Origin of the sequence: Haloarcula amylolytica JCM 13557 (assembly GCF_000336615.1) — an archaeon.
Lineage (GTDB): Archaea > Halobacteriota > Halobacteria > Halobacteriales > Haloarculaceae > Haloarcula > Haloarcula amylolytica.
The window spans coordinates 1-21116 of sequence record NZ_AOLW01000014.1; the positions used below are offsets into that span (position 1 = coordinate 1).

Consider the following 21116-nt stretch of genomic DNA (forward strand, 5'->3'; position numbering starts at 1 on the left):
TTTTGATGAGGAGAGTCTTCACTGGTCTCACAGAGTTCAGATACCGAGGTCCCGTCGGCGCAAGCGCCGACGAGGACCTCGTAGATATCTTCAGCTTCAATTTCAGCATTGTCGCTGAGACCGAGATCAGCTTCCTCGTCAAACGTGTTGACGAGGAAGTTAAGAAGCTGGTCCTCGTGGATTTCACCGTCTGCTTGCTTGGTATTGGACACACCTTCAGCAAGCAGACCTCTCAACTAACCGGCTTTGTGAAGTACTGACATTACAGTAAGACCATTTAGTAGGACGAGGCTATTATCAGTTCACTCTAACTGAAAGATTTCTATTTTTTCTCCTCGGAGTTCGATAACGACATTTGGGCCTTGCTCTAATTCATATTCTCCGATGACCAACGTCTGCACTTCTGTGTCACCTGAACGAGAAACTGTTAATTCGTATTTTCCTTCCGCAGTGATTTGAAGCGGGAGGTATACTGTTTGGTCAGCGCCTATCATATAGTCTCCTTCCATTAAAATTGAATCCGAATCTTCTATTTTGAGAGATATACTTTCTCTATTTTCGGTTCGGTTACGAATTTCAAGATACTGCTCCTGCGAGTTTTGAGGAGCGTCAGTCATTGCTGTTGGTGTGCTTGTATTATTTGATGAAGAGGAACAACCTGACAAATAAACAAAGGTAGAGGATGATAGTATTAGAAAATTTCTTCGGAGCATTATTTTATATATGCAATCGCTGTCATAAATACTTTCTCAAACGCATGTCCCGCAGTGTATTGCTTTGTGAACACGAGGCTATTACGAATAGATTCGAAGACGTATGCATTGAGAGCTCCAGTCTCAACTTCCCTTGAAATCGGGAAGTTGAGACTACAGGGGTTTAGCGGGGCTATGATGCATGGTTTCGGCTGTTTCAGTGGTCGGGAACTTGCTCAGATTGTTCTCCAAACGGCTATTCCTATTGAAATTCCAACGACATGCGCGAATTTAGACGACTTCCGACAGCGTTGCCACTCAGACACCGCGCTATTACGGGTGGAGAACCTCACTATCCGATTCCGGTTTCTTTCTTCAACAGCGTCAGCGTGTTGTCGGCTGTCACAATTGGCGAGTGTTCGTATTCACCGGTCAATTCGACCTGTACGAGTAGATCCACCGCACGCCAAATCGAGTACAACAGACACGCGAATGCGAAGTAGAAGAATCGGAGTCCGAAGTCCTTCGAGGTCGTGGCGGCCATGAATCGCTTAATCGACCTGTAGCCACTCTCGATCTCCCAGCGATACCCATACTCAGTGAGGAAGCTACTACTGCGATTGGACATGAACACTGAGTACTGCCGGTGATCATCGTGTTCAGCGTCCTCTTCCGTCGATAGATCAGCGTTGTCTCTTGCCAATCGTTCTTCCCGAGATACAACTTCCGGTCAGTTTCGTAGCAGTCCTGGCCGCGCTGAAGTAACCGCTTAGCCTAGGCTTTTTCACTTGTCTGCATCCGCTTCGGGACAACGTAGGAGAGCCCACGTCGGCTAAGCATCTCTAAAATATGCTGACTATCGAACTCCCGTTCCATCAACACGCTATCGACGTGGATCATCTCCTCAGCCGAATCCAAGAGGTCCTCAACGATTGCTAAGCGGGTCTCACCCTTCTGAACTGGCGTGCGTCCAGCACTATCGGAACTGCATTGCCGACTAATTGGACGGTGGCCCACTGATAGGCGTATTCATCGGTTTTCTCTTTCGTACCGATGCTCTCGTCCTCATGGCCCGTTCTATCGCCCGTGAAGCGATCCACTTCGGTGATATCTACGCCGACGATTCCAGCTCAGAATAATTCCTCGGTCTCAGAACCCTCGTTCAGAAGTCTTTGGATAGTATGAGGACATATCTCTCGAAGTTGTTCAATCGAGAGTCCCATTCGGCGGTTTCCTCTTCCGAGATGCCTACGAATCTTTTGAGAAAATCTTCCACTATCTCACGGCGAATACGCTGTTTCTGGGTCCTTCCGTCGGGAGCCGACGGTTCGTCGGCTTCCGACACGTCCTCGGTTGTTCCACCGTCAGGTAACATCTTATCGCCTCTCACATTTGCTCGTGGAACCCAGAAACGCTTTCGCGGCGGCCGTTGGCCGGCCGCCGCTTCGGATTCAATGAGGATCGTGGTATCTTCACGGGCTACCTGCTTTGCTGTGAGGTTTTCCACACGGTACATTTCGACGCGTTCAGGTAGTAAACGCCGTGCTTTTCGCAAACGTTCTGACGAACTCAAGATAGTTGCCCGAGACAACGTGATAATTTCACGGATTCACACTGTGTCAGTTGTTGAAAATCCGGGTAAACACGCACCAAAACCATAATCGAAAATACTATAATTAGTAGACATGAATGGCCACATGCATGTCAATTAATCGACGAGAGGTGGTGAAGACTCTCGGAATAGCAGCCGCAAGTGCAGGATTCACTGGCATCGGGAGTGCGACCCAGAACAGTAGTGTTCAGGTCAATTCCGTCTACGGTTCAGAGGAGAGTCCGCTTTCCGAAGGCGATATTATAGACACTCAACAGCAGGCCAAGGCAAATTCAGGGGCCTCCTCCTCGGTAACAGTGAAACCAGACGATTCGCATGGTCGCATTGTTGGATTTGTGTACGGTATCGACGAGTCGGGACGAGCAACTTTTTATGTAGCCAAGGAACCGGAGGAGGAAGCAGTTGAACCACAGGACCAGACTGAAAGCGCTGTCTCAAAGGCTAAGGAATTTGAATCGGAACTGAAGAAGGCAAATCGATTATTCACTGAGACGAATGCCGTAAGTCCCAGCGGCATCGACCCGGAGTGGGATCATGTTACTAACGGATACACGCCGTACGAACACCGTCCATATGGGAAGCTAGTGGAGTCCGTTGACGTCTACGAACTCGACGAAGACACCTCAACTAATCGCTTCGCGATGAGACAAAACGCCAATATTTATCCAGGACAAGCCGAATGGGATAACGGTTATCACTGGTGGTATGCCGAGCCTGAACACAAGTGGGATCAAGGAGTACTCGATTACAATCTCGTAGATAGAGCGCCAAGAGATGACAAAACTGGAGGGGTTGATAAAAAGAGTGTGGCTATCAGCGCTGGAGGCCCTGAGATTAGTTGGCAGTTCTCTCAGCCCGACGTGGCACGATACGACGAATCGAACTCACAGGTAGCAAAGTGGCACTGGAACGCGATGACTGACCCACTTAGTTATGGGGATAATCAACACGCGCTGTTCAAAACCGGCAGCACTGCGGAGACTAGGGACAATCCGTCCGACGGCGACACGCTACTGGGATGGGGAACTATGGCGAAATTTACGTCACGGGACCGGGTGGACGCTGACATCGACGAGTTCGGTGCTGGCGGCCGACTTGAGTACGACGACTGAAAGCGGAATGAAACCGCAATAACTATTAGGTTGGTACAGATCATGTGAGTATTAATGGAATATCGTACACGACGCGCAGTTCTTGGAGCGGTGACCCTTTTCCTCGCCGGGTGTACGAGTGCGACTAAGAAGTTTGATGGCGAAAAAACTCAATCTGACTTAGTTTCATTAGACGAGTCGTGGCCACAGTCCCGCGGAAATGCGAAGAAGACTGCGTACAGCCAGAACTCAATTGCTTCCGAGGCCCATCAGAGGCGATGGCAAGCAGATGTTGGCACGCATCCAAACGGCGCATCGATGATTGGAGACGGACAGATCGTCGCCTCAACTATCGGTGACGGAATATCACTAGTCAATGGGCACGGGGAAGTCATGGACACGGAATACGTTGGGTTAACTGCGACAACAACACCTGCTATCGTCGGACAAGATTTCGTTGTATCTGCATACGATGAGGCGGTTTATCGCATCAGCTCTGAGGAGAGTTCGGTTCAATGGAAGTCACAAATAGATGGACGGCCTAGTCCCGTTACTGTTACTGAAGACCTGAATAGTGCGATTGTGGGGACATCAAAAGGTGAACTGACAGGAATCCGCGCCGAAGACGGCTATCATCAGTGGAATATCAACATTGACGATCCAATCAAAGCCTCACCAGCCGTTTTCGATGGGCGCGCGTACGTTGGTGGATATAACAGTGGAATCACAGCTGTTTCTATCGAGAACGGAGAAGAGCTGTGGTCCGTTGATACGGCCGGTTGTATTGGGCCTGTGGCAGTTGATAATAACAATGAGACGACTATCATCGCTGCTGGCCGAGACAAGATTCTCCGAGGGATTTGCGCCATCAACGGCGATGTTCAGTGGGAGAGGCCGGTGGGGAAACATTTGACACCTCCAGCTATTGTTGACGGGACAGTGTTCATCGGTGCTGAGACGAGAGTTGAAAGCTTTGACGTTTCTTCTGGCAACCGTGAATGGAGAGTTGATTTGGAAGATGTGGTGACGCCACCCGTAGTTACCTCCGAATCGGCAGTTGTCGCCGCCGGTAATGAAGTCGTAGCCATTAATCATAAGGGAGAAGTTGATCTTACTATTGGTCGGACTAAGAGTCCGCCGATTACCCATCCTGTGGTACTTCCAGAAGGGATTCTCATAGGGACCGAAGACGGCTACTTAGTGGCGTATATCTCTTCGTAAGCTAACCTCAAAGGAATTTTCAACGATAGAAGCGACTCGGACAGTTTGTACATTTACTCTGAAGCCACCGCTAAGTCTAAGAGGGGCTGAATTCCGATAGAGGTAACGAACACTCAGCCCTCTCTTGTTTACTCAGCTTTGGACGTTAGCCTCGGGGAAGTCCGTAATCGGCATCATCTGTTCCTGCTACTACCTACGTCACGCTTCTGCTTCGCCGCGGACCGCCAATAAAATAGTATCAGCCGGTTCTTGTAGGATGGATAGGGCTGGCGGTCAGTAACCGCGGAGTTCACTCTTGACAACCCTTTCCTATCTGTTATGTGAACTGTACCTGAAGGAGTAGGGTGAAAAATATCGGCTTTAGATAACAAGCGTACAAGCATTATTTTGAGTGGGTTGGTAACAAGTCTTAAAGTGTCATTCTGAGTGTGTCAACTGGAAACTCCACCAGAGCACGAGATTTCAGGATATCAAATTCGACCACACTATAACGCTAATAATCACTTTGAGAGTTGATATTGATATTTTAATTATCGGCAGACTCAATATATATCTGAAAAAGTTGATTTAGAGGCTAGATTAACTCCTAAGACCTATTCATTCCGCATTTACAACTAAGACAAGTATTTAGATACTGTCGAAGGCTGATCTCGCCTCGAACTAGTTAGAGGGCAACGCATAGAGCGTACTCTCTCATCTCTCAGATCCGGACCAATGCAAATCGATGTTCGTTCGTAGCGCTTCGATATTCCGAAAATGGAGTAAAGATAAGACTACAGCGGGTTTAGAATGGAAGTAATACAGATATTCAGACGGAACAACGAGCCTGAACTGCTTCGAATCACGTCTCACGCACCACTTCCTGTTGGTCTCGAAACCCAGATCAACACACAGTTCCGGACGACACTCTATATACGCGAGGAGTATGGTTTCCTAATCTCATCGCGACATGCCTTCAGAACAATTGCCCGAAAGAGCGTCTGTATCTCGTAGCAGATCGACCCTTTATAGCAGTTCTGACCTTCAAATCTGAAATGGGCCAACACGAGCGCACAGAGAAACAGGGGTCACTGTGTTATGAGCGTCATGTTTGAACTACGTTTCCAAGACAGTCCGGATATCTGATTACAACCCGTCGAGTGAGAACGGTCGTACCAGGGCGTCGAATCGTACACTGGCCAGTCTTGATGAGGAGTCTATGGGACAGTTCGAAAGACCGCTTGTTTAGGGGTCGCTGTTGGCGGCATTCGTCAGTGCTGGAGAGACAGCTACTGCGCTTGGAGTGTTTTGTAAAAGGTCCGGTGATCGACGATACTGATACGAATTACCGGACTCACAAAACCCAACCACAAGTCAGGTTGGTGCGTCTGTCTGGGTCGGGGCACGTAAGCCGCCCAACCTCATCCCGCTCGCTTGCCGAACAGGGAGTGCTAGCGCACGGCTGAGGGAACCAACAAAAGCCTCGGGCTACCGAGTCCGAGCTCAGGTGTTTTGAACTCCGAACAAGCCCGTCATCGATACTCCGAGATCGTTCGATACGGGACGTAGTAGCCGATCTCATCGATCCACTTCGACAGCCACTCGTCAGCAGTAGCTTCGCCGATCCTCCCAGCATCGATTGCAGCCAGCAGAACGCCAACCGAACCACAACGGTCACGCCCTGGTCTTTCGCAAACGACCGGGCATCTCCGTCGTCTGTCAGCAGTTGACCGTCGTGTGCGTCGGCGAGGGCGAACGCCTGTGCTTCCCCAGGATCAAGATGCCCCCCAACAACAGCTTCTCTGTTTGCGACAGTATCCGAAATCGCCGCAACTGGGATTTCGTCATCAAGCGTATCCAGTGCTTCCTGAAGATATGGGTGGTTAGCAACGCCGTGTTCGAGCTCCTCACGAACGACAGGGACCGTACAGATTCCAGAAAGGTCAGCAACTATCCACAGTTGATCGATGTACGCAAAATTCGAGAGGACAGTCGTGTTCAAGACGCTCGGGTTCGCTGGGAGATCGTTACCTGTCATTTAGCACGTGGCTCCTCATCAGACGAGTCCTCATCATCAAATTCGAGTTCGCGTGCTGCATCTACCTCGTAGGCTGCGTCGTCTTCGTCAACGAGTCCGAGGCGAAGTTCCACACCGTGCTCACGGAGGATGTCACGCATCGTCCAGCGGTCGACATCAGCGAGTCTTGCAGCATCACCGAGTGTGATCCGCTCGCGTTCGTAGAGGGCGACCGCAGCTGCAATCCGTTCGTTCTCGTGGTCCTCGAAGTATTCACGCACGAACTCGCGCAACGCATCGCTCTTGCCCCCGAATACACCAGCCTCGACAGCACCCTCAATGAGGAGGTCGAGGTCATCTGGGTAGGAACCGGTAATTCGTGCCATCGTTCTCTCCAAGACTTCGACTTCATACTATTTATGAACTGTGCCAGAATGCCGTATGCATTGAGACGACAAGTCTCAACTACTGCGCTCAAATTCTGACCTTTGATACACAACACTATTATTGTCCGCATAGGTCCGTGATTCCCTTTATGTATTCTGTAGCTTCAGCCACTCTTGTACTGCAGACGGCAGACGAATCATCGCAGGGTCACGCATGAGATGCCACCGGCGCTCTTCATGACACGGAGACGATTGAACTCGTGCATTGAGAGCGGCGGTCTCAACTTCTGTGAGGATGCCGAAGACCGAATTGTGTCGCAGTTTGTCGAGCAGGCACTCTAATCGGGGCAATCGAAGGGTGATAGCTCCATATGCATTGAAACGACGGGTCTCAACCCGTGCCACGTAGCGATCGTCCGGTTCTGACTCACCAGGCTCGTTCCGGCGGTATCTGACTTTCGTGTCGGTTCACGCGGAATCCCAACACCCGCATTCTGGGCTTCGCTCTTGGGTAGGGGATTGTTAGTGGAGAGCCGCCTGGTGATTTTCTAAGAGTTGAACTACGCGATCAATCGATCCAGAACTGGGGGCGAAACCGGTTGAACGAGGAATCCCAGGGGTCTCACTCGAGGTGCGAGATCCTCACCAGCAGTCTACGCCACAAGAGCGTCCATGTGATTGATTTGTTCGCCATAATCTCGTTATCGTCGCCTCTACACACCCAATTCCGTCTTTTTCTTATTTCGCAAACTAACATTGGCATATAGATAATAATACCAATCTATAATGTAAGAAATATAGGCTTATTGATTAAAATGTTGTGGTGAATGCTCCAAAGTGGGAACCGTGGGGCTACTCATAAGCTATTGTGCCGTAGCGTAAGGTCAATGAGTCCAATCACACTACTGGGTGCCATCGACCCAGGATTAGTGACGTTCCTCTCACCAGAACTCGCGAGCCGTATGCAGTTCGGATGGACAATTTCCGTTCACATCATCTTCGCGTCTCTTTCGATCGGGCTCGCGCCGTTTATCATCTACTTCACTTGGAAAGACGTGCGGACGAACGAGCGGCGGTATGCGCGATTGCGCTCGTTCTGGGTGAAGGTTTTCGCCGCCGGCTTCGTGATGGGTACAGTCACCGGTATTCCGATGAGCTTCCAGTTCGGCACAAACTTCCCACAGTTCGCCGAGGTGGCTGGAGAACTGATCGGCGGCCCGCTGGCCTTCGAAGCGAAGATGGCGTTCTTCTTAGAGGCCGTCTTCCTTGGCGTGTTGCTGTACGGCCGCGACCGAGTCAAGGATCGGACATACGTCATCTCGTCAGTACTCGTCGGCTTCGGTGCTTGGCTGTCGGGGTTCTGGATCTTGATCGTCAACGCCTGGATGCAGACCCCACGGGGCTACGAGATGGTCACCCGCAACGGGATGGAAATCGCCAAACTAACCGACCCGTTCGCCGCGTTCTTCACCCCGCGAATGCCCTGGATGTACGTTCACATGATGAACGCGTCGGTGATCTCGGTCGCACTGCTGGTCGCAGGCGTCTCGGCGTACATCGTCTGGAAAAAGCCCGATGCTGAAGCCTGGAACACCGCACTCAAGTTGGCTGTCGTACTCCTGATCGTCTCCGCACCGTTTCAGGCGGTCCACGGCGACGCCTACGGCCGCCACGTCGCGGACACTCAGCCACAGAAGTTCGCCGCAATGGAGGCTCACTACGAGACGGGGCAGGCCGACCTACACCTGCTCGCGGTTCCGAAGTCACCTGAGGCACTCACCGATCCGCGCGCCGAGAATCTCGTCACCGTAAGCCTCCCCGCGGTCGGGTCGTTCCTCGCCAGTGGCGGGGACTTCGACGCCGAGGTCATCGGACTGAACGAGTATGATGAGAACCCTCCGGTAGCACTCGTGTTCTGGTCGTTCCGTTTCATGGTGGGGCTCGGGTTCCTATTCATCGGGCTCGCGCTCTGGGGCGGGTTCCTCATGTACCGAGGCCGGTTGGCCGACAGCACACGCTACCTGAAGGCGATGATCGCTGCATCACCGTTCGGCTACGCTGCGTTGCTCACCGGCTGGTACGTCACCGAGATCGGCCGGCAGCCGTGGGTCATCCAGGGCGAACTCAAGACGAGCGAGGCGGTGTCATCGACGCTCACCGGGGCCGAGGCGACACTGACTCTGGTTGCGTTTGTCGTGCTTTACGTCGGGCTGATGCTGACTGCGCTGTACATCCTGAAGTGGCTGGTCCGGGAGGAGCTCCGGTCACTCGGCGTTCGAGAGTCGAGTGGCGGCCGCTGGCACGGCCCGATTCCGTGGGTGAGTAGCGATGACTGACACGCTGTTGCCCGTCGACGCGTACCTCGTCGAGTCCCTGCCCGAGATCTGGTTCGGCGCCGTGCTGTTCGCGTTGGGGATGTACGTCGTCCTCGACGGGTTCGACTTCGGTATCGGCATGCTGTATGCGACCCGGACGGACGAACGCGAGCGGGAGACGTTCCTGGCGGCGTTTGGACCGGTCTGGGACGCGAACGAGGTGTGGGTCGTCGCCTTCGGGACGATGCTGCTAGCGGCGTTCCCGCGCGTGTACTCGCGCCTGCTGGCGGACAACTATCTGCTCGCGCTCGGGTTCGTCGTCGCGTTGGTGTTCCGCGGCCTCGGTCCGGAGCTCCGCGAGCAGCGCGACGACGAGCGCTGGAAGCGCTACACCGACTACGCGTTCATCAGCGGGAGCGTGTTCGCGCCGCTCCTGTTGGGGATGCTCGCGGGTCGCTGGCTGTTCGGCGAGGCGACGCTACCAGTGGCGTTGACTGGCGTCGGCCTGGTCGCCGTCTCGATAGTCACGGGGGCGGCGTTCCTCGCAGCCAAGACCGAGCCCGGTCTGGCATCGGAACTGCGAGCGTACGGTATCGGTGCGACAGTGGCGTACCTTGGCGGTGTGGTCGTGCTGCTGGGAACCGTCGTCCTGACCGATGGGGGCGGCGCTGCCGACGCGGTGCTCTCGCTGCCCGTCGCTGCAGTCGTCGCTCTCTCGGTCACCGTCGGGCTGAGCGGGAGCGTACTAGCCAGACGCGGCCGGTACCGAGCCTGGCTCGCGAGCGCACTGGCACTGCCCACACTGTTGACGGTCTTGGTCGCAATTCTGCTGTACCCGACGATTTACCCGCCGACCGGGTTGTTGGTTAGAGAAGCGGTCGTGTCGCCACTAGCGCTGAACCTCGTGACCGTCCTCGGGTTTCCGGTCCTGGTGCTGGTACTGTGGTACTTCAAATTCCTCTACGGCGTGTTTAGCGGCCCAATCGAGGGTGAGGGCTACGAGGGGTAACCCCACCAACCTCTCGCCGTTCCATTCTCCGCTCAATACTGGTGACTCTCCGATCGGGGATATGTACGATATGATGGAATCACATCCTCGCGATAGTGTATCACTCTCGGTGTCACACATCACCAGTACCGGCAACTGGAACGCGACAGAGCGTATCGGCTTCGAACTGCCGAGGACCGCATTGTGTCGCAGTTTGTAGAGCAGACACTATAGCTGGAGCCATCGAAGGTAGGTAGTTCCATATGCATTGAGAACACCGGTCTCAACTTCTGCGTAAAGTTGGGAGTTGAGACTACAGCGGGTTTATCGGGACTGTAATGCGTGTTTTCGGATGTTTAAGCGATCGGGAACTGGCTCAGATTCCTCTCCAAACGGCTATTCCTATTGAATTGTCATAAACACCGAGTACTGGCGATGATAATCATGCTCAGCGGTTTTTAACAGCCTCAGGGTCCGCCAAGTTGACACACGAATTCGGCCAGCAGTGAGGGTGCCCCATCAGAATAATTCAGACACCCGATCGGATTGTGAGTTGAGGTTTGGCTGTTTCTTCAGCAAGCGTTTTTTGAACAGACCCAAAAACTCGCTCTCGCACTGACGGTTCGGACTCGCCGAGGACAATAAAATCGAAGTCAGAAACACGCGAGATGACTACATCAAGCCGTTCACCTTTCGTCGATTGTTCCCACTTGATTCGGTCGGGATCGATACCGAGTTCCGCAAGTCGATCTGCGAGGCCGCGGAGCATATACTCTGTTGCATCATACAGACGTTCATTGTCGTTCGTTGCGGCGTGAAAGAGCAGAAGTTCCACGTCACTATCGGCAAACAGGGCCCCAAGGGTGGTGACAATCCGATTGAGATCGGCATTCGGTTTCACCAGAACAAGTCCACGTCTCGTTTCTGACGGGGGCGATGTTGTCCCCGGAAGGAGAATTGATTCACACTCGTACTTGTTCGCGGCCCTATCGATTGATTGGTCCTTATTATTTGTAAATACCAATCGAGTCTGCACTGTAACGCCCTCATCGGTAAAACGGCTTGCCACTGTCTCAAGTCGTTGTTGAGCTTCCTCTTCGAACTGATTACGGACTTGGCTGGGGGCCGATTGATCCGGAATTGGCCAGTATCCGAGCAGAATAACCTCTGATGATTGAACTATCTGAGTGTCTATCTCAGACCGAGATGTTGAATCGGACACATTAATTGGAATCAAGACCCTGTTGAGCGATTCCGGCATAACGTACGAAGATACGCTCCCCAGCGCTTATTTGTGTTTTCCCTGTCACCTCAGTGAGTCCAGTGGCTACATCACGTGGGTAGTTGTGCAACAGGACAGGCCCGACCACGGTTCACAGGCAGTCGAGGCGGATGCCACGGGGCTTGACCCGAGGTAATTGACTAGCCGCGCATCAAATTCATGACCTCATCGACCACGTCAGGTTCGACAGCGACGACGTAGCTGCTCCCTGGTGACAAGGTCGTGTCGGCACGAGCGATTCGCTCACCGTTCGCGTCGGACACGACGAGGGTTCCCTCGGGAAAGCGTACGTCCGAGAGTGCTTTCCCAGCGGCCGGAGCGCCGTCAGCAACGCGAATAAGCATGATATCGAGGGAGCCCGTGACGTCGGCAAGTGTTTGGACATCGCTACCCAGGATTTCGTTGGCCGCCACTCTCGAGCCGGCCCGTTCGGGAAAGACCACCGCGTCGACGAATCGGGTGTAGGCCTCACTGGCTGTGCGGTCAATACGCGCGACCGTCCGGATGTCGGGTGTCAACTCTGCGGCAGCTAAACAGACCGCGAGATTTAATCCTGTTTCACCCGTGAGCGCGGCAATTGCGTCTGCTCGGTCAAGGCCTGCCTGTTCGATGATATCCGGATTTGTCGCGTCACCCTGGATAACAGTCGCTATCCATTGATCGGCGATATCCGAGACAATCCGGTCATCGCGTTCGATAATCGTCACGTCGTGACCGCGGTCAGCGAGTATCTCGGCTGTCTGGAAACCGACGCGTCCACCGCCAGCGATGATAATATCGAGGTCACTAGTCATGGTTAGTCTTCAGCCTCAGGTGTTATTTCAGTGGCGGCAGCCGCCTGGTTGCTGTCCGATTGCCCTTTGACCCGTTTAAGTGCGAAATACACAAGCGCTCCAAGCAGAATCCACGCCACGCTGAGTGCCAGCGCCAATGGATCTGTTCGGAGTAGGTACTCCACGAGCACCCCCGTCAAGAGCAGATTGAGCGCGATACCAATCAGTGGCGGCACTGGGTAGAACGGCATCTCGTACGGCCGGTTCATGTTCGGGCGCTCCCTGCGGAGTCTGATGACGGCAACGTTGACGATAATGAACGACAACAGGAAAAACAGGCTCGACATGTTGCCAGCACTTTGTGTCGGCAGTGCCACTGACCCGAGCATCACGACTGCGCTGGTGAGGATTGCAACGAACGGCGTCCCGTAGCGGTGGTGAATCTGACCGATTGACGGGAGCAACTGCCCTTCACGGCCCATCGAGAACGCTACGCGTGACGACGCGATGACGACCGCGTTGAGGGCGGTAAGTGTCGAAAACACGGCCCCAAAGACGATGAGTGCGCCACCGTTCTGGATAATCGGTAATCCGGTCGGCATGAACGATGTCGCTGCTGTGGCGATGCCTGCCTCGCCGGCGTCGGCCAGTCCTTGGGCCCCGAGCGTGCCGACGGCGACGGTCACGACCGCCAGATAGACGACAACCGTCACGGCGAGACTGAGGAATATTGCCTTGGGGATGTTTTCACGCGGGTTCTGGACCTCCTCGGTGACGGTGGTGATGAGGTCGTATCCCTCGAAGGCGATGAAGGTGAGCCCCATCGCCGGTAGAACCGCGGCCGCCCCGCTACCCTGCGGGAACAGCGGCTGGAACTCGGCCCCGGAGAACATCGGTGACGAGAGCCCGAACGCGACGAACACCCCCAGGATGGACACCTTGATGATGGTGAAAATCGTCTCAACACTGCCGCTGGCGGCCGTCGAAACAGCGTTGAGCGCTACGAGCGCGAGTACGGCCACGAACGCCAGCACGAAGGCCAGCGGGAGCGCCGCGTCAATGACTGGAACCGCGACAGCACCCACTTGATCCGGTGGCGGGACCACACCGTAAACGTGCAGCAGTTCGAGAAAGTTCGGTGCAAAGCCCAGTGCATACAGCGCCCCCGCAATCATGTAGGCAAACCAGAGCATCCAGCCCATGATGAACGAGGCAAAGTCGTCGAATATCTCCCGTACGAAGGCGTATCCACCGCCGCTTTTCGGAATCGAGGCGGCGAGTTCCGCATACGAGAGTCCTGTGAACGCTGTTACGACGCCATTCAGCGCAAAGACGAGAATCGCTGCCGGACCCGCGATTTCGGCAGCCAGCCCTGTCAACACGAAGATACCGGCCCCGATCATCGCTCCCATCCCGATCATCGTCGCGTCAAGTAATCCGAGTTCAGCCTCGGGTGACCGAGTTTGGCTCTTACTCATTGCGTCCTGTTTGTATTCAGCGTGCCATCCATCGTACGCTGTATGCACTCTGTTCGGACCATTTGAGTACCGAGGTAAGTTCTTCTATTGTAAGAACGGTGAGTGGATTTCTTAAAAGCTTATCATAGCCTGTCCCAGGCACAATAGGTGGTATTCTCGACCCATTAGAACTGCCGGGGCATTGAAGATGACGCGTTTTAAACAATACTGCAATGACCCGAACAAAGCGATTCGTCATCGCCGGTGGCGGCCGTGTCGGGAAACAGACCGCCGAGAATCTCGCGGATCAGGGTCACGACGTACTGCTAATCGAATCCGACGAGGAGCGTGTTGAGACATTGTCCGATGCGTACATCGGCCCCGTTATCCACGGCGACGCCACACGCCCGTCGATTCTTGAACAGGCTGACATAGCCGATTCGGACGCCATCGCCGCACTCACTGACCAACCGGGCACGAACCTCGCAATCTGTATGGAGGCCCAACAGTACGCCCCATCGATTCGGACCATTGCAAGGGCAGAGACGGGGACGGAGCAGGAGTACGACGAGGTGGTGGATGCGACGCTGCTACCCGAGTATCTCGGTGGCGACTATGCGGCAGATATACTGACCGGCGAGGATATCCGGACGCTTGTCTATCCGACTGCCGAGCTCGATATCATCGAGGTGAACGTCTCCCCATCGGCCCCTGTTGCGGGGCGCCGTCTCGATGAAATCGCTCTTCCGTCCGGAAGCCTGCTGATCTCGACGGCGGACCGGACGGAACTCGCAGGAGCTGATACGGTGCTGGAACCTGATGAGCGCTATATTCTCGCCGTCGAAACCGACGTGGTCGATGAAGTGCTGAATCTCATGCGTGGCTAGCATTATAGAGATTAAGACAGAGTACAACCACGAGTGATTGGAATTCTATATATAACCGATAGGCGACTTCTGTGCGGTTCAGCCATCGCACAGCTTTCGACCAGGCTATCGGAATATTTCTTCAGAGAACAGGTCGTATCGTAACCCAGCAAATATTCCACCTGCGGTACAAAAAGTACCGGCATGAACCCAGGGGTGGACGTCACAAGTCGGTTTCAGGGTCGAGGTACCTGAGATCCTCACGAGCCTATTTAACGATTGTTTGGGAGTGGCCAGTGGCCCTGCCACGAGGGCTCACATCCGCCATTGAGTATACCCAAGACTATATAAGTTGAAATAGTATCAGGTACTCTTTTCAAATCATAACAACTATACTGGTAGCACCCACCGATGGTTGACCCTCTGAAACGACTGACTAATATCCAGCTTTCTCGGCGAGACCGCCTCGTCACCTATTATCTCACCGGGCTCGCTGCATTGATTGTTGTCTATACGGTCACGTATAATTTCGCGCTGGCACAATTAGAGGGGGTCAACCAATCGATATTCGCGTCGTTCGAATTTATCGTCCAGACAATGACGACGACTGGATACGGCCAAGATTCGGGTATCTGGAGCCATCCATTGATGTTCTTGTTCGTTGCAGCGACACAGATCTCCGGCATCGCGCTCGGGTTCTTTACACTCCGGCTCATCATCATCCCGCTGTTTACCTGAATTGAGGCGCTAAGGCCCCTTCCTCAAGGAGCGACCGAAGGGAGCGAGTAGGGAGGGGATACAGCGCCGCACAGTTCTCATACACGATTCGGTGGCAGGCCCACAGGCCCACCGCCACGTTTATGTTGAAACGAAGTATAAACATAGTTGATGGACAGGCACGAGATAGAAGGCCACGAGGTCATCACCGGGACGGTGAAAGCGACTGGTAACGGCGCTCACGTCCTCGTTCCGAAGGACTGGCGTGGCGCGGATGTGAAAATCGTCCGGACAAGCGAAGCCACTGACGAATAGCACAACAGATGAACTACAACTACAGGTATCGGCTTCGTCCGTCCGACGCTCTCGAAGACCAGTTAGCGTGGACTGTAGATACCTGTAGACAGGTCTACAACCACTTCCTCCACCGACTCAATCAACACGACGATACCTCGGCATACTCCGAGCAAAAACGGCTTCCCGACCTCAAGAAGTGGTGGACCGACCTGAAAGACGTTCACTCGAAGGTTCTCCAGAAAGTCGTTCAACGGCTGTACGACAACCTCTCCACGCTCCGTGGCCGCAAGGAGAACGGCCACCATGTCGGGACGCTCAACTGGAAGGCACCCGGCGAGTACCGCAGTTTCACGTACAGTCAATCCGGCTTCAAGCTCAAAAACACGAGCGGTCGGACGCGACTGTGGCTCTCGAAACTCGGAGAAATCCCGCTCACCTTCCACCGTGACCTGCCCGACAACGCTGATATTAAGACCGTCACAATCAAGCAGGAACCGACCGGGAAATGGTACGCCGTCCTCGGCATCGAAACGCCTGACTCTCCACCTGCGAAGCCCGAGAATCCCGGGAAGTGCGTCGGAATCGACGTGGGGATTCTCAAGTACGCTCACGACACCGACGGAACTGCCGTCGAATCGCCAGACCTCGCAACCGAACGCGAGCGGCTGGAACACGCACAGCGGGAACTATCGCGGAAGGAACACGGGTCAGAAAATTGGGAGAAACAGCGGAAGATTGTAGCCGAACGCCACGCCGACCTCAAGCGAAAGCGTCGTGATTTCCTTCACAAACTGTCGAACTACTACGCCACCGAGTACGACTTGGTGGCCGTAGAGGACTTGGACGCGAAGGGCTTGGTCGAACTGCCGGGCAACTCGCGCAAGCGGGCAGGCGCGGCGTGGGGAACGTTCCTGCGGATGCTCAAATACAAGTGCGAACGCGAAGGCACGCATTTCGTCGCCGTGAACCCGAGCGGGACGACCAAGGAGTGCGCGTCGTGCGGTGTTTCGACGGACAAGCCGTTGTGGGTCCGTGAACACTCCTGTCCAGCCTGCGGATTCGAGGCGGACAGGGACGCGAACGCGGCATGGAACATCCTTTCTCGCGGCCTCGAAGATGTAGGAGTGGGATACTCCGAATCAACGCCTGTGGAGACTGCGCTCCCTGTGGATACCAATTCGGTGTCTGCAAAGCGCGTCGTTGAAGCAGGAAGCCCTACCCTCAAGGAACGAGCCGCGTCAGCGGCGAGTGAGTAGGGTAGGGTAGTTCACTGTGTCGTCAGCGGACTCAACACGGCTGCGAAGATTCGTTTTCAGATCATCCAGAGACCGATCTTGCCCACAGTGTGGGCACTTGCCTCGATCTAGCCTATGATTAGCTCTCCGCGACAACTTGGTCACAGACAGGACAAGACAGCTCTTCAATCGCGTTGAGGATGAGGTCGTTGACCTCTTGTGTATACCGGCGGGCCTCACGCAACTGGCGGTCTTTCTTTCTGAGTTCCTGTTCTATCGTTCGCTTCCGGTCGTAGAGGTCCTGTAGTTCCTCGTTGAGTTCATCGTTTTCTAAGAGCCGATCTCTGATGATTTCGATTCGCCCGGTGTCAATAAGCGACTGAAGCTTCTCGATTTTCTCAAGCCGGCTTTCTGACCTGCCCAATATCAATTTCCTCCAACTCTCGCTGAACCGGTGCCAGCTCGGTACGTCTAACCTGCTCGATCTCCTGCTCAAGAGAGTCTCGTTCGTCTCGATAGTCCTCAAGTTCTTGTTGAAGATTGCTCCCAACTATCTGGCGGATAGACTGAATCAGTTGTGGTTTCGAGAGCCGAGAGAGTGGGAGTTTGTCGGTCTCGGAGTGAACGAACTGGAGAGTGGTGATGTCCTCTGGCCCGATTAGCTCTTCGAGGCGATCCTCAGCGGCTTCTTTTTCGACTTCCTCTGTACCATCATCGTAGGAGCGACCTCCCCCACCGCGATGGGGTTGGTGCCCGTTATCGAACTGGATTTCTACTGTGCTCGTTCGCCCGGGCTGGATACCGAGTGTAGCCCGGGGGCCGTAGAGTGCATACAAAAGAGCGTTAATTGTCAGGGTTTTACCTGAACGATTTCCGCCCTTGAGGAGGAGATCGCCACCAGCGATATCCTCTTTCGTGATTCTCTGGTAGTCCTCAACCGCGAACCCATCGATGTGGAGTCTACTGATTTTCATATTTGGCTGTATACGGCTCACTGATGTTCTGTGCGAGTCTGTTGAGTTCCTGGATACTCCGCCGGGTCAGGAGTTGAGTAGCGAGAAGACCGATGACCAGCCCAATACCCAGTCCGAGAGTACCACGGAGGTAGAACCCGACGAAGGGAGTGGTCAAGGCAATAATCAAGCCTGCGAGGATAGAGATATTCTTCTGGTAAGCGCGGCGGTCGAAGTCATCCACTCGGTTCTGGAGTTCTTCGGAAGCGGATTCGTAGAAGTCGTCGTGTCCCGTGATTTTCTGTATTTGGTCTGTGGACCGTCTCAGTTCGCCTCCGGCGAAGGAGTTGATTAGCCGGTCGTTCTGCCGATCGGCTAGGAACATGACCAGTATTGTCGGGAGGACGGACAGTGTTTTCAGGAAGAGTGGTTCTGGCCTGACGAGTTGGATGGCCACGCCTGTGTAGACGGTTAGGAAGACTGCTCCCCACCCACTATCCCAAATTTTCGTCCCAATTTGCATTCAATTCTAACCTTCAGAACTAACCAATAGATTTCCAAACATAAATCATGTGCCGTGATTACAATATCCGAGATGAATCAGCAGTAGTGAGGTCATGATTATCGCGGTAATCTAGGTCAATTGAACTGAGATTCTCACCCCCGTTTATTCGAATTCTAATCTCTCGGTTGAGACTCTTTGTAATTGGTGGGTGCTGCGTTGGTTAGGAACCTCTATTCCGAGATTCTATGTATTTCCTGCACCTAGCCGGAAGTTCTATATATTACTATCTCTCTAGCGATAACTGAGAGCTAGACCGCCGGCGTAGACTAGGAGGCAATTTCAACAATGATCGAATTAATGGACGCCACGGCCGCGAAGATCGTGTTGGCAGTTCAGCGTGGCGATTCTATCAATCGTGTCGCGAGTGAAATTGACGTCTCATACTCGTGGGTGTACGACTGGATTGAGCGGTTAGAAGACGCTGAAATTGTCGCTATTACCGATAGTGGACTCCAGATCGTCGACCACGAAATGCGTCAGCAGTACGCCGAGATGATTGCTGCGTTGTACAGCCGCGACACCATCTCCCAGGAGGACGCGTACGTCATCCCGCACTTCGCCGGCATGGAGTTCGCGTACACAGAGATCGACGCTGCGTACGTCTGGACGCACGGGGGCTACCAGATCGCTCGCGGTCACGACGACTACCCGGTGTTCATCGAAATCCACGACCGTGACATCGAACGGTGGATTGCGTTCTTCCAGCAGTTCGGTGTCGACACGACGATCAACGAGCGCCCGGACGCCAGCGATGTCGACGGGAACGTCCACTACGTGTTGTTTCCGAAGACCGACGGTATCGACGCCGAGTGGGTCGACGGCAACCCCGTGATTCCGTTGGATACCGCCGTCGACCAGATGATGGAGAACCGTCCAGCATACGAGCCCGCCTTGGAGATCATCGCCAACGAGTACGACAGGGACGTCGACGCGTCGCACCACAGCGCGATGAGCGGGGACTAACGGGGCTGATAAAATGAGTCTCCCCGAGCGCCAATCCGAACTCGTCGACACGCATCGGGCGGTACGGGACGCCGAACTGCCGTACGTTCTCGTGGGTGGCTGGGCGGTCTCGGCGTTCCAGACGCGGTTCACGACGGACATCGACACCGTAATTCCGGACACGGCACTCGATGAGTACGACTCGCTCCTTCGCGACCTCGGGTACGAGAAGCAGTTCGAGAAGGACGTCTCGAACGAGTACGACGGTCGGATGGTCCAGTACACGAAGCAGGTCGGAGATAACGAAGTCAAGTTCGAGGCACTCGTCGACGCGATGGGGTGCCGACAGACGGACGCGGAGTGGTCGTATCGCTATCTCCACGAACACAGCACCGTCGAATCGCTTGACGTCGCCGAAGACCTCGATGGTCGAATCCCGGAGCCAGCCCTCCTCTTCGCGATGAAACTCCACAGCGGCCGGAAAGCTGATACCCGCGACCTCGTCGTCATCAGCACGCGTGCGGAGTTCGACCGTATCGAACGGCACGTCCATCGAGGTGACCCGAAGAAGCTCGATGGTCAGATCGAAATAGTGTTAGATCGACTCCAGCAGGACGGCTTCAAAGACTCGTTCAAGGGAGTCTTCCGACAGGAAACGCTACCAGCGGATGCGGTCGACGACCTCGTCTCGTTCCTGTCCGAGCAGCGAGACCAACTTCGGTAAGGTTCCTGGCGCCGTCTCGTGAAACAACTGAATGTTCGATGATTGCTGACCACAGTACGTAAGCGAATAAGGAAATTACCCACAGGGCTCGAACTGTGGACGATACACTATTGATTCGTGTCTGTCAGCAGGGATACGATGTGCCCCTAGAATGTTGGTCGTGATTATCCCTGTAACCAAGATCTTACACTTAGAGTGTCTCAGTCTCAAAATTAGAGTTACCTATCCAACCCTCCGGGGAATAAAGTTGCAGGCTCTCAATTACAGTGTATAGTTGACTGACTATGCCCATGAAACACACAGGTCAACCCCCATTCCCAGACTGGATCCAAAGTGCCTACCAGACACTGGAGAGGGCGTACGCCTCAGGCACTGACGAACTCTCCAAGAGTGAAGCACATGAGTTCCTTCTGGCTGAGTCTGAGCATATCGAGGAGCACACTGATGCAGTATACGTGATCGATCGGCTTCTTGACCGTGGCTGGCTCTACGAGGTCGATGGCCAACTCCGCAAAACCGAGTAACACAATCCTATCGGCCATGTCCATAATATTCTTCACTTCAGAGAAGATGATATAACCTCCTTGGAGCCGAGGACGCTATTTGGGCCGATAATGATCGTTCGTTGATTCGGCAGTTGCTTACGGATGGAGTAGCGACGAGGAACCACGACAGCTATCCCGAACTGAACTCACCAAGGCCGATTGCTCGTGGTCCAGCAGCTCAATGACATGGGGATCGTCGTTGCCGGAGTTGTTGACTCGCGACGAAATCTCGTCGGAGTCTACGTCTTTAACCAGCACGAGAGTGGTTCGGAGTGGGTTTGTTGGTTATTTCGAGGGCCACGAGGTCGAACCCCCACACCCCGTGTGCAATATGAAATCGGGAGGAGAGTGGGAGGGGGTGGTCGAAGAGATAGACAACGAAACACCAGAAATCCGCGATTTCATGGAAAAGAAATCTCAAAGACAGCAATATTAAGATGACTACATCTTATGGCAATC

At 54.0% G+C, this 21116-nt stretch carries 20 protein-coding genes and 3 pseudogenes; 10 read left to right on the forward strand and 13 right to left on the reverse strand.

Annotated features, from left to right (window positions below):
• The 4 genes and pseudogenes from C442_RS20850 to C442_RS20860 form a co-directional block, all read right to left on the reverse strand.
• A pseudogene (locus C442_RS20850) lies at positions 1-212 on the reverse strand (ISH3 family transposase); the annotation flags it as partial.
• Between the two features lie 90 nt (positions 213-302).
• Positions 303-713 carry a hypothetical protein gene (locus C442_RS21460; protein ID WP_152418443.1) on the reverse strand — a complete coding sequence of 137 codons (411 nt, stop codon included), beginning with the start codon at positions 711-713 and terminating at the stop codon, positions 303-305.
• Positions 714-1044: 331 nt separating this feature from the next.
• Positions 1045-1912 (reverse strand): annotated as a pseudogene (locus tag C442_RS22610) (transposase); the annotation flags it as partial.
• Entirely contained in the window at positions 1855-2199 is a 345-nt protein-coding gene (locus C442_RS20860; RefSeq protein WP_152418444.1) for a hypothetical protein, read from the reverse strand. The pseudogene C442_RS22610 and the gene C442_RS20860, both read right to left, overlap by 58 nt.
• Positions 2200-2393: 194 nt before the next feature.
• Here C442_RS20860 and C442_RS05835 point away from each other — a divergent pair, with 194 nt between their 5' ends.
• Entirely contained in the window at positions 2394-3416 is a 1023-nt protein-coding gene (locus C442_RS05835; RefSeq protein WP_152418445.1) for a hypothetical protein, read from the forward strand.
• A gap of 54 nt (positions 3417-3470) precedes the next feature.
• Positions 3471-4616 carry an outer membrane protein assembly factor BamB family protein gene (locus C442_RS05840; protein ID WP_080504292.1) on the forward strand — a complete coding sequence of 382 codons (1146 nt, stop codon included), beginning with the start codon at positions 3471-3473 and terminating at the stop codon, positions 4614-4616.
• Positions 4617-6127: 1511 nt separating this feature from the next.
• Here C442_RS05840 and C442_RS23070 read toward each other — a convergent pair.
• Together C442_RS23070 and C442_RS05850 are read right to left on the reverse strand one after the other, a co-directional pair.
• Positions 6128-6633, reverse strand: a pseudogene (locus C442_RS23070) (twitching motility protein PilT).
• On the reverse strand, positions 6630-6998 hold the full coding sequence (locus tag C442_RS05850) for a UPF0175 family protein (RefSeq protein WP_008308663.1): 369 nt from the start codon (positions 6996-6998) through the stop codon (positions 6630-6632). Before C442_RS05850 ends, C442_RS23070 begins: the two are co-directional and overlap by 4 nt.
• Positions 6999-7885: 887 nt before the next feature.
• Here C442_RS05850 and C442_RS05855 point away from each other — a divergent pair.
• On the forward strand, positions 7886-9334 hold the full coding sequence (locus C442_RS05855; RefSeq protein ID WP_008308665.1) for a cytochrome ubiquinol oxidase subunit I: 1449 nt from the start codon (positions 7886-7888) through the stop codon (positions 9332-9334).
• Positions 9327-10322, forward strand: a complete 996-nt coding sequence (locus C442_RS05860) for a cytochrome d ubiquinol oxidase subunit II (RefSeq protein WP_008308667.1) — start codon at positions 9327-9329, stop codon at positions 10320-10322. The genes C442_RS05855 and C442_RS05860 overlap by 8 nt, the downstream gene beginning before the upstream one ends.
• 508 nt (positions 10323-10830) lie before the next feature.
• Here C442_RS05860 and C442_RS20880 read toward each other — a convergent pair.
• The 3 genes from C442_RS20880 to C442_RS05875 all read right to left on the reverse strand — a co-directional run bounded on the left by C442_RS20880 (position 10831) and on the right by C442_RS05875 (position 13834).
• Positions 10831-11562: a hypothetical protein gene (locus C442_RS20880; protein ID WP_080504294.1), complete on the reverse strand. Its 732-nt coding sequence runs from the start codon at positions 11560-11562 to the stop codon at positions 10831-10833.
• 161 nt (positions 11563-11723) lie between these two features.
• Positions 11724-12377 (reverse strand): potassium channel family protein, encoded by a 654-nt coding sequence (locus tag C442_RS05870; protein ID WP_008308672.1) that lies wholly within the window; start codon positions 12375-12377, stop codon positions 11724-11726.
• 2 nt (positions 12378-12379) lie between these two features.
• Positions 12380-13834: an APC family permease gene (locus tag C442_RS05875; RefSeq protein WP_049942867.1), complete on the reverse strand. Its 1455-nt coding sequence runs from the start codon at positions 13832-13834 to the stop codon at positions 12380-12382.
• Between the two features lie 212 nt (positions 13835-14046).
• Here C442_RS05875 and C442_RS05880 point away from each other — a divergent pair, with 212 nt between their 5' ends.
• From C442_RS05880 to C442_RS05890, 4 genes are all read left to right on the forward strand, one after another.
• Complete coding sequence (locus C442_RS05880; RefSeq protein WP_008308676.1) at positions 14047-14700, forward strand: potassium channel family protein; 654 nt, start codon at positions 14047-14049, stop codon at positions 14698-14700.
• Positions 14701-15090: 390 nt separating this feature from the next.
• Entirely contained in the window at positions 15091-15417 is a 327-nt protein-coding gene (locus C442_RS05885; protein WP_008308677.1) for a hypothetical protein, read from the forward strand.
• Positions 15418-15567: 150 nt separating this feature from the next.
• On the forward strand, positions 15568-15711 hold the full coding sequence (locus C442_RS21470) for a DUF2080 family transposase-associated protein (protein WP_008308678.1): 144 nt from the start codon (positions 15568-15570) through the stop codon (positions 15709-15711).
• Positions 15712-15719: 8 nt separating this feature from the next.
• The gene (locus C442_RS05890; protein ID WP_008308679.1) at positions 15720-16949 is read left to right on the forward strand and encodes an RNA-guided endonuclease InsQ/TnpB family protein; all 1230 of its coding nucleotides are present in this window, start codon (positions 15720-15722) and stop codon (positions 16947-16949) included.
• 118 nt (positions 16950-17067) lie between these two features.
• On the opposite strand, the gene C442_RS22450 is transcribed toward C442_RS05890, so the two are convergent.
• Genes C442_RS22450 through C442_RS05905 form a run of 3 tightly spaced genes read right to left on the reverse strand, consistent with a single transcriptional unit; the run spans position 17068 to position 18404 of the window.
• Entirely contained in the window at positions 17068-17352 is a 285-nt protein-coding gene (locus tag C442_RS22450; RefSeq protein WP_049942868.1) for a hypothetical protein, read from the reverse strand.
• Positions 17327-17902 carry an ATP-binding protein gene (locus C442_RS22455; RefSeq protein ID WP_049942869.1) on the reverse strand — a complete coding sequence of 192 codons (576 nt, stop codon included), beginning with the start codon at positions 17900-17902 and terminating at the stop codon, positions 17327-17329. Before C442_RS22455 ends, C442_RS22450 begins: the two co-directional genes overlap by 26 nt.
• Positions 17889-18404 (reverse strand): hypothetical protein, encoded by a 516-nt coding sequence (locus C442_RS05905; protein ID WP_008308680.1) that lies wholly within the window; start codon positions 18402-18404, stop codon positions 17889-17891. Before C442_RS05905 ends, C442_RS22455 begins: the two co-directional genes overlap by 14 nt.
• Positions 18405-18743: 339 nt before the next feature.
• Between C442_RS05905 and C442_RS05910 the strand changes: the two genes are divergently transcribed.
• Both C442_RS05910 and C442_RS05915 read left to right on the forward strand, forming a co-directional pair.
• Positions 18744-19409: a helix-turn-helix domain-containing protein gene (locus C442_RS05910; protein ID WP_008308681.1), complete on the forward strand. Its 666-nt coding sequence runs from the start codon at positions 18744-18746 to the stop codon at positions 19407-19409.
• A 13-nt stretch (positions 19410-19422) separates the two neighbouring features.
• The gene (locus C442_RS05915) at positions 19423-20112 is read left to right on the forward strand and encodes a hypothetical protein (RefSeq protein ID WP_008308682.1); all 690 of its coding nucleotides are present in this window, start codon (positions 19423-19425) and stop codon (positions 20110-20112) included.
• Between the two features lie 365 nt (positions 20113-20477).
• On the opposite strand, the gene C442_RS05920 is transcribed toward C442_RS05915, so the two are convergent.
• Positions 20478-20660: a hypothetical protein gene (locus tag C442_RS05920; protein ID WP_008308683.1), complete on the reverse strand. Its 183-nt coding sequence runs from the start codon at positions 20658-20660 to the stop codon at positions 20478-20480.
• Positions 20661-21116 lie beyond the last annotated feature (456 nt).

Excerpts from the sequence above, each read along its gene's own strand:
- C442_RS21460 (WP_152418443.1), bottom strand. The coding sequence starts at position 713 with ATGCTCCGAAGAAATTTTCTAATACTATCATCCTCTACCTTTGTTTAT.
- C442_RS05835 (WP_152418445.1), top strand. The coding sequence starts at position 2,394 with ATGTCAATTAATCGACGAGAGGTGGTGAAGACTCTCGGAATAGCAGCC.
- C442_RS05840 (WP_080504292.1), top strand. The coding sequence starts at position 3,471 with ATGGAATATCGTACACGACGCGCAGTTCTTGGAGCGGTGACCCTTTTC.
- C442_RS05850 (WP_008308663.1), bottom strand. The coding sequence starts at position 6,998 with ATGGCACGAATTACCGGTTCCTACCCAGATGACCTCGACCTCCTCATT.
- C442_RS05855 (WP_008308665.1), top strand. The coding sequence starts at position 7,886 with ATGAGTCCAATCACACTACTGGGTGCCATCGACCCAGGATTAGTGACG.
- C442_RS05860 (WP_008308667.1), top strand. The coding sequence starts at position 9,327 with ATGACTGACACGCTGTTGCCCGTCGACGCGTACCTCGTCGAGTCCCTG.
- C442_RS20880 (WP_080504294.1), bottom strand. The coding sequence starts at position 11,562 with ATGCCGGAATCGCTCAACAGGGTCTTGATTCCAATTAATGTGTCCGAT.
- C442_RS05870 (WP_008308672.1), bottom strand. The coding sequence starts at position 12,377 with ATGACTAGTGACCTCGATATTATCATCGCTGGCGGTGGACGCGTCGGT.
- C442_RS05875 (WP_049942867.1), bottom strand. The coding sequence starts at position 13,834 with ATGAGTAAGAGCCAAACTCGGTCACCCGAGGCTGAACTCGGATTACTT.
- C442_RS05880 (WP_008308676.1), top strand. The coding sequence starts at position 14,047 with ATGACCCGAACAAAGCGATTCGTCATCGCCGGTGGCGGCCGTGTCGGG.
- C442_RS05885 (WP_008308677.1), top strand. The coding sequence starts at position 15,091 with ATGGTTGACCCTCTGAAACGACTGACTAATATCCAGCTTTCTCGGCGA.
- C442_RS21470 (WP_008308678.1), top strand. The coding sequence starts at position 15,568 with ATGGACAGGCACGAGATAGAAGGCCACGAGGTCATCACCGGGACGGTG.
- C442_RS05890 (WP_008308679.1), top strand. The coding sequence starts at position 15,720 with ATGAACTACAACTACAGGTATCGGCTTCGTCCGTCCGACGCTCTCGAA.
- C442_RS22455 (WP_049942869.1), bottom strand. The coding sequence starts at position 17,902 with ATGAAAATCAGTAGACTCCACATCGATGGGTTCGCGGTTGAGGACTAC.
- C442_RS05905 (WP_008308680.1), bottom strand. The coding sequence starts at position 18,404 with ATGCAAATTGGGACGAAAATTTGGGATAGTGGGTGGGGAGCAGTCTTC.
- C442_RS05910 (WP_008308681.1), top strand. The coding sequence starts at position 18,744 with ATGGACGCCACGGCCGCGAAGATCGTGTTGGCAGTTCAGCGTGGCGAT.
- C442_RS05915 (WP_008308682.1), top strand. The coding sequence starts at position 19,423 with ATGAGTCTCCCCGAGCGCCAATCCGAACTCGTCGACACGCATCGGGCG.
- C442_RS05920 (WP_008308683.1), bottom strand. The coding sequence starts at position 20,660 with ATGGACATGGCCGATAGGATTGTGTTACTCGGTTTTGCGGAGTTGGCC.